Annotated in this window: 14 protein-coding genes; 5 read left to right on the top strand and 9 right to left on the bottom strand. The window is 71.4% G+C overall.

Annotated elements, in window-relative coordinates; all coding sequences use genetic code 11:
• From E1265_RS06460 to E1265_RS06425, 8 genes are all read right to left on the bottom strand, one after another.
• A partial coding sequence (locus E1265_RS06460; protein WP_279571407.1) for a sigma factor occupies positions 1–184 on the bottom strand: 184 nt, incomplete at its 3' end.
• 353 nt (positions 185–537) lie between these two features.
• Complete coding sequence (locus tag E1265_RS06455; RefSeq protein WP_132929247.1) at positions 538–1,236, bottom strand: SDR family oxidoreductase; 699 nt, start codon at positions 1,234–1,236, stop codon at positions 538–540.
• A gap of 342 nt (positions 1,237–1,578) precedes the next feature.
• Positions 1,579–4,128, bottom strand: a complete 2,550-nt coding sequence (locus tag E1265_RS06450; protein ID WP_132929246.1) for a DUF262 domain-containing protein — start codon at positions 4,126–4,128, stop codon at positions 1,579–1,581.
• A gap of 140 nt (positions 4,129–4,268) precedes the next feature.
• Positions 4,269–4,685: a PIN domain-containing protein gene (locus tag E1265_RS06445; protein ID WP_132929245.1), complete on the bottom strand. Its 417-nt coding sequence runs from the start codon at positions 4,683–4,685 to the stop codon at positions 4,269–4,271.
• A complete protein-coding gene (locus tag E1265_RS06440; protein ID WP_243740571.1) occupies positions 4,682–4,975 on the bottom strand; it encodes a CopG family transcriptional regulator in 294 nt (97 codons plus the stop codon). Before E1265_RS06440 ends, E1265_RS06445 begins: the two co-directional genes overlap by 4 nt.
• 203 nt (positions 4,976–5,178) lie before the next feature.
• On the bottom strand, positions 5,179–6,072 hold the full coding sequence (locus tag E1265_RS06435; RefSeq protein ID WP_132929243.1) for a carbohydrate ABC transporter permease: 894 nt from the start codon (positions 6,070–6,072) through the stop codon (positions 5,179–5,181).
• Positions 6,072–6,971, bottom strand: coding sequence for a sugar ABC transporter permease (locus E1265_RS06430; protein ID WP_132929242.1), 900 nt, complete (start codon positions 6,969–6,971; stop codon positions 6,072–6,074). The genes E1265_RS06435 and E1265_RS06430 overlap by 1 nt, the downstream gene beginning before the upstream one ends.
• Positions 6,972–7,065: 94 nt before the next feature.
• On the bottom strand, positions 7,066–8,358 hold the full coding sequence (locus tag E1265_RS06425; RefSeq protein ID WP_132929241.1) for an ABC transporter substrate-binding protein: 1,293 nt from the start codon (positions 8,356–8,358) through the stop codon (positions 7,066–7,068).
• Between the two features lie 301 nt (positions 8,359–8,659).
• Here E1265_RS06425 and E1265_RS06420 point away from each other — a divergent pair, with 301 nt between their 5' ends.
• From E1265_RS06420 to E1265_RS06405, 4 genes are read left to right on the top strand one after another with little or no spacing between them, the layout of a single operon-like run.
• Positions 8,660–9,778 (top strand): ROK family transcriptional regulator, encoded by a 1,119-nt coding sequence (locus tag E1265_RS06420; RefSeq protein ID WP_207930975.1) that lies wholly within the window; start codon positions 8,660–8,662, stop codon positions 9,776–9,778.
• Positions 9,775–10,881, top strand: a complete 1,107-nt coding sequence (locus E1265_RS06415; protein WP_132929239.1) for a substrate-binding domain-containing protein — start codon at positions 9,775–9,777, stop codon at positions 10,879–10,881. Before E1265_RS06420 ends, E1265_RS06415 begins: the two co-directional genes overlap by 4 nt.
• Entirely contained in the window at positions 10,878–11,639 is a 762-nt protein-coding gene (locus E1265_RS06410; RefSeq protein ID WP_165953666.1) for an ATP-binding cassette domain-containing protein, read from the top strand. The genes E1265_RS06415 and E1265_RS06410 overlap by 4 nt, the downstream gene beginning before the upstream one ends.
• On the top strand, positions 11,636–12,886 hold the full coding sequence (locus tag E1265_RS06405) for a sugar ABC transporter permease (protein ID WP_207930974.1): 1,251 nt from the start codon (positions 11,636–11,638) through the stop codon (positions 12,884–12,886). Before E1265_RS06410 ends, E1265_RS06405 begins: the two co-directional genes overlap by 4 nt.
• Positions 12,887–12,902: 16 nt before the next feature.
• Here E1265_RS06405 and E1265_RS36885 read toward each other — a convergent pair whose 3' ends face one another.
• Positions 12,903–13,067, bottom strand: a complete 165-nt coding sequence (locus tag E1265_RS36885; protein WP_165953665.1) for a hypothetical protein — start codon at positions 13,065–13,067, stop codon at positions 12,903–12,905.
• A 150-nt stretch (positions 13,068–13,217) separates the two neighbouring features.
• Here E1265_RS36885 and E1265_RS06400 point away from each other — a divergent pair, with 150 nt between their 5' ends.
• Complete coding sequence (locus E1265_RS06400; RefSeq protein ID WP_132929238.1) at positions 13,218–14,075, top strand: SAM-dependent methyltransferase; 858 nt, start codon at positions 13,218–13,220, stop codon at positions 14,073–14,075.
• Positions 14,076–14,098 lie beyond the last annotated feature (23 nt).

The raw sequence follows: 14,098 nt of genomic DNA, 5'->3' as shown, positions 1-14,098 counted from the left end.
GGCGGTTCTTGCCGGCCCAGGACAGCCAGGTCTCCTGGAGCACGTCCTCGGTGTCGGCGACGCTGCCGAGCATGTTGTAGACGACGGAGAACAGCAACTCGCGGTGGTCGACGAAGAGCCGCGTCGCGTCCTGCTCCGGTCCTGCCCCGCCCGTTGCCGGGCTGTCGTCGGGTATGGCTGCCATGGTTCGTCCTCCTGTCCGGCGCACACTCATGAGAGGGGCGGGGGGCCGGAGTGTGACATCCACCCGATGAACGTGAGACGGGTCACCGATCGGCCCTTCGGAGTCCTACTCGCCCGAGCCGGCCGCCCGGCTGTCCGGCCGCAATCCAAGAGCCTGGCGGCCGGGACACGGTCGCCTCCGGCAACGAGAGGCGCCTCTCGTTGTCGTCGGTCGTCGCCTTGACGGCGAACGCGGGCGGCAGCGAGATCCGCCCCCGGCCTGGCGGCGCCTGGCTCCGGCAGGATGAGGCGGTCCCCAGGGCGGTCTGCGGGCATGAGCGTGGCCCTCCTTGAGGGGCGGGGGCGGATCCGGATTCACTTCCTGCCGCCGAACGCCTCCTTCCGGATGACATCGAGGAAGCTCGGGACGCCTTCCGTGGTGCGGACGTCGACGAAGGCGCGCACATGACGGTCGCCGGCCGCCTGGCGCAGCAGCGCGTTTCCCAGATCCGCGCGCGAGGTGAACCGGCCTGGCAGCCGCGAGGTGGCGACCCGGTAGTCGCTGACGGCATCCGTGTCGAAGAGACCGGCGGGGCGGATGATCGTCCACGCGCGATCGCTGTCGCGCACGATCTCCTCCATGCGCCGCATGTCGTCGTACACCGTGCGCCCGATGGTGCGGGCGATGAGGGGTTCGAGCACCTTCCGGAAGAAGAGGGTTTCGCCGGGCGCTGACACGCCGAAGAGCACGGTCGAGGTCACGCAGACCAGGCGTCTGACGCCGTGCTTCGTCATGGCCTGCGTGATGTGGGTGATGCCCTCGGAGTACACGGTGACGGGGTGTCGGCTGTAAGGCACCCCCAGCGCCGAGATCACCGCGTCCTGCCCGGCCACGGCGCGTTCCACGGCGGCGGGGTCGAGCACGTCCGCGCCGGCCACCCGCAGTCGCGGGTCGCTCAGCGGGAACTCCTCGGGATGGCGTGTGACGGCGGTGACGGTGTGTCCTTCGGCGATCGCCTGCTCGGTGGTCTGCCGTCCGGTCGGTCCGTTGGCCCCGAATATGACGAGTTTCACGCGTTGTCCCCTCTCCTGCGGACGACTCTGCCGGTGGGCGTTGGTGAATGCACACGGTGTCGTCGTCCAGGCTGGTCTTGCCCTATGAGAGGAGGCCAACGGCGACGAATGTGACACCCCGCACTCGGGTGAGACGTGGGCCGCGTCTTCCGGGGTGGCGGGCACCTTCGAGCCGGCGGCGCGTCTCGGGGGCGGCGCGCCACCAAGGCACGGCATGTCCGACAACTCGCCGCTGAACCGCTGTTGCCCGTCGCCCACGACATGCTCGGCGGCGTCGCCGACACCGGGGTTCGTCCTGCGCGGTGCGGAGGGGCCTGACGGCCCTCGCCCCTCCGCGTCGTCTCACAGGCTCTGCTGGCGGAACCACTCCAGCGTCTCGGCGAACCGGGCGAGGCCTTCCCCGCGCAGCAGGTCCAGGGGGAAGCTCGGGCGGCGCCTGGACAGTTCGGCGTCGGGCACGTCCAGCCTCATGCCGGGAATCGTCCTGAGCCGGTCGCGGAGTTCCACGAGGAGTTCCGGCCGCGTGAAGGGCTCCCGCTTCGCCAGGTGGGCGAAGACGACCTCGACGACGCCGGTGCGGGGGTAGACGCTCACCGGCCACAGGGAGCCCTGTGGGCCGCGCCCTTCGCGCAGCGTCGGCGCGCAGCTGGTCTCGTCCGCGGCGCCGTAGCCGAGGCGGCCGCCGTCCTTCTCCCACTTCAGCAGCAGGGTCAGCAACTCGTCAGCGACATCGGGGTGGTGGGTGAAGAGGAGCTTGCGGAAGTGCTCCGCCCGGTCGGTGACCGCACCCTCGGGTGGAGGCGCGCCGGCTTCGTCATCCGCCTCGCGGGGGCGGTCGAGGCCGGCGAGTTCGGCGAGTTCGCCCATCGAGAGGCGCTGTTCGCGGTCGGCAGCCGCCCCGTTGAACCGAACGCCCTCGCGTTCGAGGGCCTGCTGCTGGGTTTCGGTCCGGCCGTCGAGCCAGGCGAACTCCGGCGAGGAGGTGCCGTCGGCGCGGAGCACCCGATGCGCGTTGGGCAGATCGGTGCGGGTGGCGAGGTAGTTGCCCACGGTCTGGGGCGAGCCGGCTCCCGTCACGGTGGCGAGGTCCTTGTAGGTGGTCCACCTGCCGGACGGCAGCGCCGCCAGCACCTTCCGCAGCCTCAGCCACTCGGAGCGCTCACCGGCCTGCCCGTGGTCGCCCGCGAGGGGCCCGGGCCACATGCGCATGGCGCGGTCGGCGAGTTGGTCGGCTCGGCCCAGGATCTCCTTCCGCCCCCAGCGTCCGGCGGCGGCGATCTCCCGGTTCATCCGCAGGGCGCTCTCGTCGAGGATCTGCTGCTTACGCTCGTAGGGGTGGTTGGAGAGGCGGGTGTTCTCGCCGGTGAGGGTCAGGTTGCCCAGGGTGTGGACCAGGGCGTCGTGCAGTTCCTCCGGCCGCTCGCCGTCCTCCGCGTCCTCGGCGAGCATGGTGAGCCATTCCTGACCGGCTCGCTGCGGGAGCACGTGCTCGATGGTCGCCCAGGCCCGGGAGAAGTCGACTGGCTCGGGGGACGCGTAGTCCTCCTCGAACCGCCTGAGCACATAGGCCCGGTGGCGGCTGCTGCCCTGCCAGTAGAACGGCTGGGTGCGGATCGCCTCGCGCAGTTCCTCGTCGCGTGGCCAGCCCCGCCGCAGCCCGGACAGGTGGCGGCGCACCGCCTCCGGCAGGGGGCGGTCCCGCTCGATCCCCGACGGCAGTCCGGCCAGGATCTGCCGGACGCTGTGCGAGGGTTCGCGGCAGATCATGCGCCGGACGAGGAAGCTCTCGACGTACGTGAGCGCTTCGACGGCCTGTTCGGGATCGACCGTCCCCCGGTCCACGTGGTCCAGCACGTGGAGGGCGGGGGGATAGTGCGCTTCCCCTCCCCACTGCACGAGACGCCGCAGCACGGCGCGCAGTCGCGGGTCGGGCTCGCGCTCGGGCTCGAAGAGGCGCATGAGGAGGTGGCCGAGGCGGCGCAGCCGAACCAGGTCCTCCCGTAATCCCTCCTCGCGGGAGACCGCGACGATCCGCTCCATCCGGCGCCGCTGGCCCTGGTAGACCTCGCTGATGGTCACCCGCGACTGTCCCTGCAGCACGAGGTCCAGCCAGGCCAGGGTGGTCAGCCGGTCGGGCCCGAGCTCGGTCTGGAGGGGCAGCCAGACCTTCTCGTACGCCAGCTCGCCCAGGTTCGGGAGCTGCATGAAGACGTAGTTGCGCAGCAGGTCGGCCTGGCTGAGGGGCTTGCCGGTGTTGTTCAGCGACTCGAAGATCCGGAAGGCGTTGTCCTGCGGACCCGCGGTGATCGTCACCAGGGTGAGCCGGTGGCGCAGCGCCTGGTCGATGTGGCGCACCGTGTCCCAGTCGCCGACGGGATCGAACTCGGTGAGCGCCGCCAGGAAGTAGCGGTAGGCCACGCCGATGCTGTCGTCCCCGCCGGCGCGGGGGTCGTTGTCCACGCAGGCGAGGTACGAGGGCCGGTCGGCCTGGGTGGGGAGCAGCCGGTAGGCGTCGAGCCCGCGGTAGTCCTCCTCGTTGACCAGGTAGCGGCGGTGGATGAGGTCCGCCTTGCCCGGGTCGAAGGCCCGCACGTGGTCGCGGAGCGCGCAGGCGAGCAGCATCAGTGTCGTCAGCCGCTGCTGCCCGTCGATGACGACCCATCGCTGCACGGTGTCGGGCAGCGGCGGGCGCGGATCGAGCACCAACGAGCCGAGGAAGTGTCCACTGGGCGGCGGGGATTCCCCGGATCCGGCGGTGGCCTGCTCCACCAGGTCGTCCCAGAGCCTTTGGAGTTCCTTGGCCTCCCAGCTGTAGGTGCGTTGATACAGGGGAATCTGGAACTGGTTGTCTCCCTGAATCAGTTTCTGGAACGTCGTCTCCCGCGCTTCCATTCAGCCCTCCCGCTCCGCACCTGACCGCCCTGATCACGCCGGTGCGCTCGATGCGTACAAATTAGCGAGAAGGCGTACTGGTGGAACGCGGATCGCCCAATCCTCGGGGTGCGCCGGTCGCCCACCACCGGTGTGCGAGGTCATGGCAGCAGCGTGAAGCTCCGCGTGTGGCGTGGGCGTACCACCGTGAAGTGCTTGCGGTCCACCGTGGCGACCTCGGTCGCTCCGTGGCGTTCGGCACAGGCGATCACCGAGGCGTCGACCATGCCCAGGGGCAGATCCACGTACTGGGCCGTGATTTCGGCGATACGGAGCCAGTCGTCTGGGTGCACGGGGTCGGCGACCAGAGAGCCTTCGGCGAGGTCCTGAGCGAGTAGCAGTTCGGCGCGTGACCCGAGCCGTCGTTCGGCGAGGTGGGCGACCTCGGCGATAAGCAGCGTCGGCACCACCAAGGGGCTCGGATGACTCTCCAGCAGACGCACCGATCGCGTGTGCCAGGCGTCGCGCCGATCGAGCAGGGCGTAGAGAGGGCCGGCGTCGACGATCAGCGCGGTCATGCGCTGCGTCGCTCGTCGCGGTGCGGGCCCTCCTCCTCGGCGATTATGTCCCGTCCCTCGGCCAGGCCGGCGAGAATCTCCTCCATGCGCTCGGCGATGTCCGAGCGCCCGCTGTCGCCGGCCCGCGCCGAACGGAAACGCCGTCGTGCCTGCCCCGGGTGCCCGGCGCCTGGCAAATGGGACGCGATGGCCTCTCGGGTCCACTCCGAGATGGTCATGCCCCGCCGAGCAGCCTCGTGACGCATGCGAGCGTCGAGGCCGTCCTCGAGTTTGATGGTCGTCCGTCGCACGTATACCAGCATGCCCGGTCGCGTCCGCGCCGGCCTCTCGTCCGCACGCCTCCGCCGCGACGAGCGGTCGCTGATCGCGCCACACGCGGACGCCAAGGGGGACGAACACGGGTAGCCGACCACGTGCCTACTGAGCCGCCGGCCGAGGGTGTGTCGGGTCCACCGCCACGGGGGTGCGGTGGACCCGACGGTCTTGGGGGGTGTCAGCTCTTGACCGAGCCCGACATCAGGCCGCCGACGAAGTAGCGGCCGAGGATGACGTAGACGACCAGCGTCGGGAAGGAGGCGAAGAGCGCGCCGGCCATGGAGACGCCGTAGTCCTGGAGGAGGGCGCCGTTGGCCAGGTTGTTCAGCGCCAGGGTCACCGGGCCGTTCTGGCTGCTGGAGAAGAACACCGCGAACAGGAAGTCGTTCCACGCCGAGGTGAACTGCCAGATCAGCACGACCACGAAGCTGGGGACGGAGATCGGCAGGATGACGGACCAGTAGGTCCGCAGCATGCCGGCGCCGTCGATGCGGGCGGCCTCGACCAGTTCGTGGGGGACGGTCTGGTAGTAGTTGCGGAAGATCAGCGTCGTGATCGGGATGCCGAAGACCACGTGGAGCAGGATCAACGTCGGTACGCCGCTGGGCAGGTCCAGGTCGAGTACCAGCTCGTTAAGCGGGATGATCACCGCCTGGTAGGGGATGAACATCCCGAACAGGATGAGGGTGAAGACCAGGTTCGCGCCGCGGAAGGACCAGCGGGAGAGCACGAAGCCGTTCACCGAGCCGAGCAGCGCGGAGATGATCGCCGAGGGGATCACCATCTGGAGGGTCCGCCAGATCGCAGGGGTCAGCGTGTCGACGGCGGTGCGCCAGTTGTCGAGCGTCCAGGTCGACGGGAGGCTCCAGGCGCGGGACGGGGCGGCGTCGCCGGGGCCCTTGAAGCTGGTGACCAGCAGCACGTAGACCGGGATCAGGACGATGAGGAGGAAGAAGAGAAGCGCGGCGTAGCGCAGCGTCCGGGCCAGGGTGAAGCCGCCGGGGCGCCGGGCGGGCGGGGAGGTCGCGGGGCGCGTGGTGGACGGCTGGGTGGTGGAGAGGGTGGCTGCCATCACCGCTCCCTGCGGTTGGTGCGGACGAGGTAGGGCACGACCACGACGGCCACGAGGACCAGCAGGATCGAGCCGACGGCCGCCGCGTTGGCGTAGTCGAAGCTGGACTTGAAGACGTACATGTCCACCGCGGGGACCTTCGTCTGGTAGTTCGCCGGCTTCGAGATGGACATGATCAGGTCGAAGGACTTCAACGACATGTGGCCGATGATGATCAGCGCGGAGAGCGCGACCGGGGAGAGCTGCGGGAACAGCACGTGCCGGTAGAGCTGCCAGGTGGTGGCTCCGTCCATCCTGGCGGCCTCGCGCAGTTCGTCGGGGATGCCGCGGAAGCCGGCGAGGAACAGCGCCATGACGTAGCCGGAGAGCTGCCAGATGGCCGGGATGGCGATGGCCGTGATGCCGTAGTCGACGTTGTTCCACCAGTTGTTCTGGAGGAAGTCGAGGCCGGTCATCTGGAAGAGGCGGTTGAGGCCGGTCGCGCTCTCGTCCTGGCCGGAGTTCAGCAGCCACCGCCACACCACGCCCGAGGCCACGAAGGACACGGCCATCGGGAACAGGTAGATCGAGCGGAAGACGCCCTCGCCCCTGATCGGCCGCTCCAGCAGCCACGCCCACAGGAAGCCCATGACCATGGTGCCGCCCAGGAAGACCAGGGTGTAGAGCAGCAGGTTCCGCAGCGAGTGCTGGAACGCCTCGTTCCCCAGGAGGTCGAGGTAGTTGTCGAACCAGACGGTGGTCGACGGCTCCTGTCCCGTGGTCTGGGCCGCGGTGTGGATGTCGGTTGTCGACGTCCCGAAGTTCACGGCGATCAGGCCGTAGACGAACACGCCCACGAGGATCAGTGAGGGCGTGAGCAGCAGCAGCGGCGGCCCGACGCGTTTCAGAGTGTGTGTCATCGGTGTCTCGTGTCTCCCTTGGTCGTCACGGCGCGCCGGCGGCGGGGAAGGGCCGGCGGCGCGCCGTGACGTGCTCCCGAGTCGGCGCGGGTGATCAGCTGGTGGCCACCGCGGCGGCGAGCTCCGACTGGAACGTCGAGAGGTCGGCTGCGCCGGAGGTGAACCTGCTGGTGGCGTCCGTGATGGCGTTCAGCTGGGACACCGGGACGGCCGCGCCGTGCGCCAGGGAGGAGACGATGGTGTCCTGGCCGTAGGACTCCATGGCGGACTGCTGGTACTCGGAGAAGTCGGCCGGGTCGGCGTCGACGCGGGCGGGGATGGAGCCCTTCGCCACGCTGAACGCCGTCTGGCCCTCCAGGGAGGAGACGGTCTCCAACCAGGCGCGGGAGCCCTCGGGGTTGGGGGCGCCGGTCGGCAGCGTGAAGGAGTCGGCGAGGAAGTCGAAGACGCCGTCCGTGCCCGGGACCGGGACCGCGGCGAAGTCGGTGCCCAGTTCCTGGCCCTGCTCCTCGAAGGCGGCGACGGCCCAGTCGCCCATCACGTTGAACGCGGCGTTGCCGTCGATGACCATCTGGGTCGCCTCGGGCCAGTCGAGGCCGTCGCGGTCGTCGTTGGTGTAGCTCATGGCCCGCTCGAAGTCCTCGAGGGCCGCGGTGACCTCGGCGCCCTCCCAGTCGGTCGAGCCGTCCCACAGGCCGGAGTAGGCGTCGGGGCCGAGGTCGGCGAGGAGGATCGTCTCCAGCAGGTGCACCTGGGTCCAGGCGGTGGCCACCGACAGCGGCGTGACGCCGGCGTCCTGGAGGGCGTCCAGGTCGGCGAACCACTCGTCGAGCGAGGCGTAGCTGGGGTTCGGGTCGATGCCGTTCTCCTCCAGCACCGCGGAGTTGGACCACAGCACGTTCGCCCGGTGGACGTTGGAGGGTATGGAGTAGATCTGCCCGTCCTGGGTCAGCAGGTCGATCAGGTCCGCCGGGAAGGCCTCGCGCAGGTCGAACTCGTCGTAGAGCGAGGAGACGTCCTCGATCTGCGCCGCGTTGATGTAGTCGAGCAGCTCCATGCCGGCGTGCGCCTGGAAGGTGTCCGGCGGGTCGCTGGCCTGGAGGCGGGACTGCAGGAGGTCCTTGGCGGCCGAGCCGGCGCCACCGGCAACCGCTCCGTTGACGAACTCGATGTCGGGGTGCTGCTCGTCGAACACGCCCACCAGGGCGTCGAGTCCCGCCTTCTCGGAGCCGGCCGCCCACCAGGTGAAGACCTCGACCTCGTCGTTCGAACCGCCGCCGCCGTTGCTCGAACCGCCGCCGTTGCTCGAACCGCTGCACGCCCCGAGTGTCAGGGCGGCGATGGCCACGCCGGCCACCATCGTGCTGGTCCTGCGATTGACACGCATGGGTTGTCCCTACGCCTTCGTTGCCGTACCGGGGGGACGCCTGGGTGCGTCCCTGGTGTCTGCGGACATCCAAGGACCGACCCTCCTTGAAATCAAGAAGTAAATCCAAACGAGCCTCTAATCGTTACTTGCGGTCGGCTCGTGTATCCAAGGGTGGCGCCTGGCGTGCTCCCTGGGGCCTGGGCGGCGAACGCGGTCCTGACCGGGCGCGGGTACGGCGGGTAAGCTGCCCGCTGTGCGCACTGACCGGGTGACTCCCGGCTCGCAGACTTCACTACGTGAGGCCAACCGAGCCCGGATCGTGAGCGCCGTTCAGCGGCACGGCTCGCTCACGCAGATAGAACTGGCCGGGGTCACAGGGCTGTCGCCGGCCACCGTCTCCAACATCGTCAAGGAGCTCGCGGCCAGCGGCGTGCTGCACACGTCGCCGTCCACCCGCAGCGGTCGGCGTGCCCTCCAGGTCACCCTCGCCCGGGGCCTCGGCCTGGTGGCCGGGGTGCACTTCGGCAGCCGGTCCATGCGGGTCGCGCTCGCCGACGCCGCGATGCAGGTGCTCGCCGACCAGCGGATGCCGCTCGCGCCCGACCACCGGGCCGACGCCGGGCTGCGCCGCGCGGCGCTGCTGGTCGTGGAGATGCTGGAGTCCCTGGACGCGGGCCCGGAGGAGCTGCTCGCCGTGGGCGTCTGCCTGCCCACGCCGGTGGACCGCCGCACCGGCCGCGTCACGACGGTCGGGATGCTGCGCGGCTGGGACGGCGTGGCGGTGCCCGAGGTGCTCGGCGAGGAGCTGGCGGCCCCGGTGGCCGTCGACAACGACGCCAACCTGGGCGCCGTCGCCGAGACCCGCCTCGGCGCCGCCGTGGGCCACGAGAACGTGGCCTACCTGCGGGTGTCCCACGGAGTGGGCGGCGGCCTGGTCATGGGCGGTCAGCTGGTGCACGGCCGGGCCGGGGGCGCCGGCGAGATAGGCCACGTGACGATCGACGAGAACGGCCCGATCTGCCGGTGCGGCAACCGTGGCTGTCTGGAGACGTTCGTCGGCGCGCCGGCCCTCCTCGGGATGCTCGCCGCCAGCCACGGGCACCTCACGCTGCGGGACGTCATCCTCCGCGCCCAGGACGGCGACCCGGGCTGCCGCCGGGTGCTGTCCGACACCGGCCAGCACCTGGGCGTCGCCGCCGCCAACCTGTGCAACCTGGTCGACCCCGAGATCGTGGTGGTCGGCGGCCGGCTCGCCGACGCCGGCGAGATCCTGCTCGGCCCGATGCGCACGGTCATGGAGCAGCGCACCATGCCGAGCACGGCGGGCCCTGTCCGGGTGGTCGCCTCCGAGCTCGGCGACGCCGCCGAGGTGCGCGGGGCCCTGGCCGTCGCCCTGGACACGGCCCGGATCAGCGGCGCGCTGGGGGTGACCCCGTGACGGGCCAACGACGGCTGCTGCGAGCCGCCGCGCTCTGTCTCGCGGCGCTGTCGCTGTTCGCGGCGACCGCGTGCGTGCCCGACGCCTCGGGCGGCCCGCCGGAGGGCGCCATCGGGCTGCTGCTGCCCGAGGCGAAGACCGGGCGCTACGAGACGACCGACCGTCCCACGTTCGTCCACGTCGTGGAGGAGCGCTGCGCCGGCTGCGAGGTGTACTACGCCAACGCCGACCAGAACGCGGCGACCCAGCAGCAGCAGGCCGAGTCGATGCTCGTCAGGGGCGCCGACGTGCTCGTCCTCGACGCCGTCGACACGGCGGCGGCCGTCAGCATCGTCCGGGAGGCGCGGCGACACGGGGTGCCCGTCATCGCCTACGATCGCTTCATCGCCGACGGCGACATCGACTACTACGTCTCGTTCGACAGCGAGCTCATCGGCTACCTCCAGGGCGTCTCCCTGGTGACCGCCGTCGAGGACGCCGTCAGGGAGCGGGGCCCCCGGGCGGACGGCCGGCCGCCTGGCATCCTCCTCCTCCGCGGCTCGCCGACCGACCCCAACGCCGCCGCGCTCGCGGCCGGCGTCGACCGTGCCCTCGAAGGAGAGGACATCGAGGTGCTCGCCGAGTACGACACCCCGGGCTGGAGTCCGGACATGGCCACCAACTGGGTGGAAAGCCAGGTCGCCAGGTTCGGCGACCGCATCGACGGCGTCTACGCCGCCAACGACGGCATCGCAGGCGGCGCCATCGCAGCCATGAAGGCCGCCGGGATCCACCCGGTGCCGCCCGTCACCGGTCAGGACGGCGAGCTCGCCGCGGCCCAGCGCATCATCTCCGGCGACCAGTACATGACCGTCTTCAAGGCGACCACCGAGCAGGCCCGCACCGCGGCCGAGCTGGCCGTGCGGGTGCTGCGCGGCGAGAGCCCCCGCACCACCGCCACCATCCAGGGGGTGCCCAGCGTGCTGCTTGCCCCCCGGGCGGTCGGCGTCGACGACGTGGAGCGGGTCCTGGTCGACGGCGGGGTGCACACGGTCGAGGAGATCTGCACCCCCTACTACGCGGCGGCGTGCGAGGCCGCTGGCCTGTCCCGGGAGGGCCGGTGAGCCCGGGAACCACGCCAGTGCTGTCGCTGCGCGGGGTCTCGAAGAACTTCGGCGGGGTACGCGCCCTCATCGACGTCGACCTGGACATCCACCAGCACGAGGTGCTGGCCGTCGTCGGCGACAACGCGGCGGGCAAGTCGACGCTCGCCGGCGTGATCGCCGGGGTGTACCGGCCGGACGCCGGCCGGATCCTGCTCGACGGGGCGCCCGTGGTGCTCGACTCCCCCGCCGTCGCCCGCGGCCTCGGCATCGCCGCGGTCTTCCAGGAGCTCGCGCTCTGCGACAACCTCGACGTCGTCGAGAACCTCTTCCTCGGCCACGAGCCGACCCGCGGCGGCTTCCTCGACGAGGTCGCGATGGAGCGCAGGGCCTGGGAGCTGCTCGGCCAGCTCGCCACCGGCGTCCCGTCGGTCCGGGTGCCGGTGCGGACCCTGTCCGGCGGGCAGCGGCAGGTCGTGGCCGTGGCGCGGGCGCTGCTCGGCTCGCCCCGGGTCGTCGTCCTCGACGAGCCGACCGCCGCGCTCGGCGTCCGGCAGACCGCCGAGGTGCTCAACCTGGTGGAGCGGCTGCGCGAGCGCGGGCACGCGGTGGTCCTCATCAGCCACCAGGCCGCCGACCTGCAGGCGGTGGCGGACCGGTTCGCCGTGCTGCGGCTCGGCCGGATCGGCGGCGAACTTGACGCCGCCAGCGTCGGGTACGAGGATCTGCTCGCCGCGATGACCGGGGTGAGCCGGCCAAGCGGCAGGAAGCCCCGATGAGCCGAACCGCCGCACCGCCGTCGCAGCGCACGCTCGCCGCGACCCTCACGGGCGACGAGCCCTGGCACCGCCTGCTGCACCGCGTCCCCGACCGCCAGCTCGGCATGGTCCCGGTCATCGGCGCCCTGGTGCTGCTCTGGGGCGTGTTCGGCCTCGTCGAGCCGGCGTTCCTCTCCGCCGAGAACCTGGTGAACCTGACGCTGCAGTCCGTCCCCACCGGCGTGATCGCGCTCGGCGTGGTGCTGGTGCTGCTGGTCGGGCAGATCGACCTGTCCGTCGGCTCGGTCAGCGGGCTCGCCGCGGCCGTGGTCGCGGTCACCACCGTGTCCGAGGAGTGGCCGATCGCGCTCGGCATCCTGCTCGCGCTGGCCGTGGGCGTCGTCGTCGGCCTCGGCTACGGACTGCTCGCCACCCGGCTCGGGCTGCCCAGCTTCGTGCTGACGCTGGCCGGGCTGCTCGCCCTCGCCGGCGTGCAGCTCCGGGTGCTCGGCCCACAGGGCTCGATCAACCTGCCGTTCGAATCGTCTCTTGTGCGCTTCGCGCAGGAGAGCTTCCTCTCCCCGCTCGCGGCCTGGAGCCTGGTGGCCGCCGCGGTCGCCGTGGTCACGGCCGTCCAGCTGGTGGAGCGGGCCCGGCGGATGCGGGCCGGGCTGCCGCGGATCAGCCTGGCCAGGCTGCTGCTGCGGGTGGCGGGTCTCGCCACGGTGCTCGCCGTGACCGTCGCCTACCTGGGCACGGAGCGCGGCATCGGCTACCCGGTGGTGCTGCTGGTGGCGCTCGTCGTCGTGGTCGACGTGCTGCTGCGCCGCACCCGCTGGGGCCGGGCGGTGCGCGCGGTGGGGGGCGACCCCAGGTCGGCGCTGCTCCTCGGGGTGGCGGTGCGGCGCACGACGGTGTCCTGCTTCGTCGCCTGCTCGACGCTGGCGGCGCTCGGCGGCGTCCTGGCGACGGGGCGGCTGGCCGCGGCGAACCAGGGCACGGGCGGCACCGAGACGTTCCTGACCGCCATCGCCGCGGCCGTGATCGGCGGCACCAGCCTCTTCGGCGGCCGGGGCAGCGCCTGGTCCGCGCTGGTCGGCGTGCTCGTCATCACGTCGATCTCCAACGGCCTGACGCTGCTGAACCTGGACACGGCCTCCCGCTACATCGTCACCGGCCTCGTGCTGGTGCTGGCCCTCACCGCTGACACCCTGATCCGCGGCCGCCGCACCCGCGACGCCACGCCGGCGACGCGGCTGCGGCCCTAGGTGTGCTGGTCGGGGCTCAGCTTTCCCGGGCGCGCAGCCCGTCCACCAGGAGCGCCACCGCGTCGCCGAGCCCGGTCCGGCCGCGTGCGGACGTCGCGTCGAGCGCCTCGTGCACCACCCAGCCGTCGACCAGCGCGGCCAACGCCAGCGCGGCGATCCTGATCCGCTCTTCGCCGCGCACACGCCCGGCACGCCCGTCACCGACCTCGGCTGACGTGCGTTACCTCGACACGCCTGTTGCGCAAGGGAGTTGCGTGTCGTGCCGGGGCACGGCGCGCGATTACCATGGCGGCACCGTGAGCGCACCGAGCGTCGAGACGAAAGGGCTGTCATGGACGGCAACGAGCCCGCCATCGCCGCCATCCCCGAGGTGGGGCTTGAGGACCTTCGCCTCGGCCGGCCCCACTCCGCACGGATGTACGACTTCTTCCTGGGCGGCAAGGACAACTACGAGGCGGACCGCAAGGCCGCCATACAGGCCCTGACGGTGTACCCGGGCATCATCACGCTCGCCAGGGAGAATCGTTCCTTCATGCACCGGGCCGTGCGGACGCTAGCCGAGGCCGGCATCCGGCAGTTCCTCGACATCGGCACGGGCATCCCCACCTCCCCCAACCTGCACGAGGTGGTCCAGAGCGTCGCCCCCGAGTGCCGGGTGGTGTACGTCGACAACGACCCGCTGGTGCTGGCCCACGCGCAGGCGCTACTGGACAGCTCCCCCGAGGGCCGCACCGCGTACCTCAGGGCGGACGGCACCGATCCGAAGTCGATCCTGTCCGCCCCCGAGCTGACGTCGACGCTTGACCTCACCCGGCCGGTGGCCCTCAGCCTCTGCGCGGTCCTGCACTTCATGCCGGACGACCGGGACCCCTACGGCGTGGTCAAGACGCTGGTGGACGCCGTGCCGTCCGGTTCGGCCCTGACGATCAGCCACGCCACGCCGGACTTCGACCCCGTGGCCACGGCGAAGGCCGTCGAGATCTACCGGGCCAGCGGCACCCCGGCGCAGGTGCGCACGCGGGCCGAGGTCGAGCGGTTCTTCGCCGGGCTCGACCTGGTGGAGCCGGGACTCGAGGTGGCCCACCGCTGGCGCCCCTACGAGTCCAGCGCGCGGCTGCACGTGCTGGCCCGGGAGACGATGACGGACGCCGAGGTCAGCCTGCTGGCCGGCGTCGCGTTCAAGCCCTGACGAGCCCTGACCGTGGCCGGGCC

This window comes from Streptomyces sp. 8K308 (assembly GCF_004348315.1).
Lineage (GTDB): Bacteria > Actinomycetota > Actinomycetes > Streptomycetales > Streptomycetaceae > Streptomyces.
The sequence above is the reverse complement of the archived record's forward strand: the minus strand, read 5'-3'. Positions and strand labels throughout refer to the sequence as shown.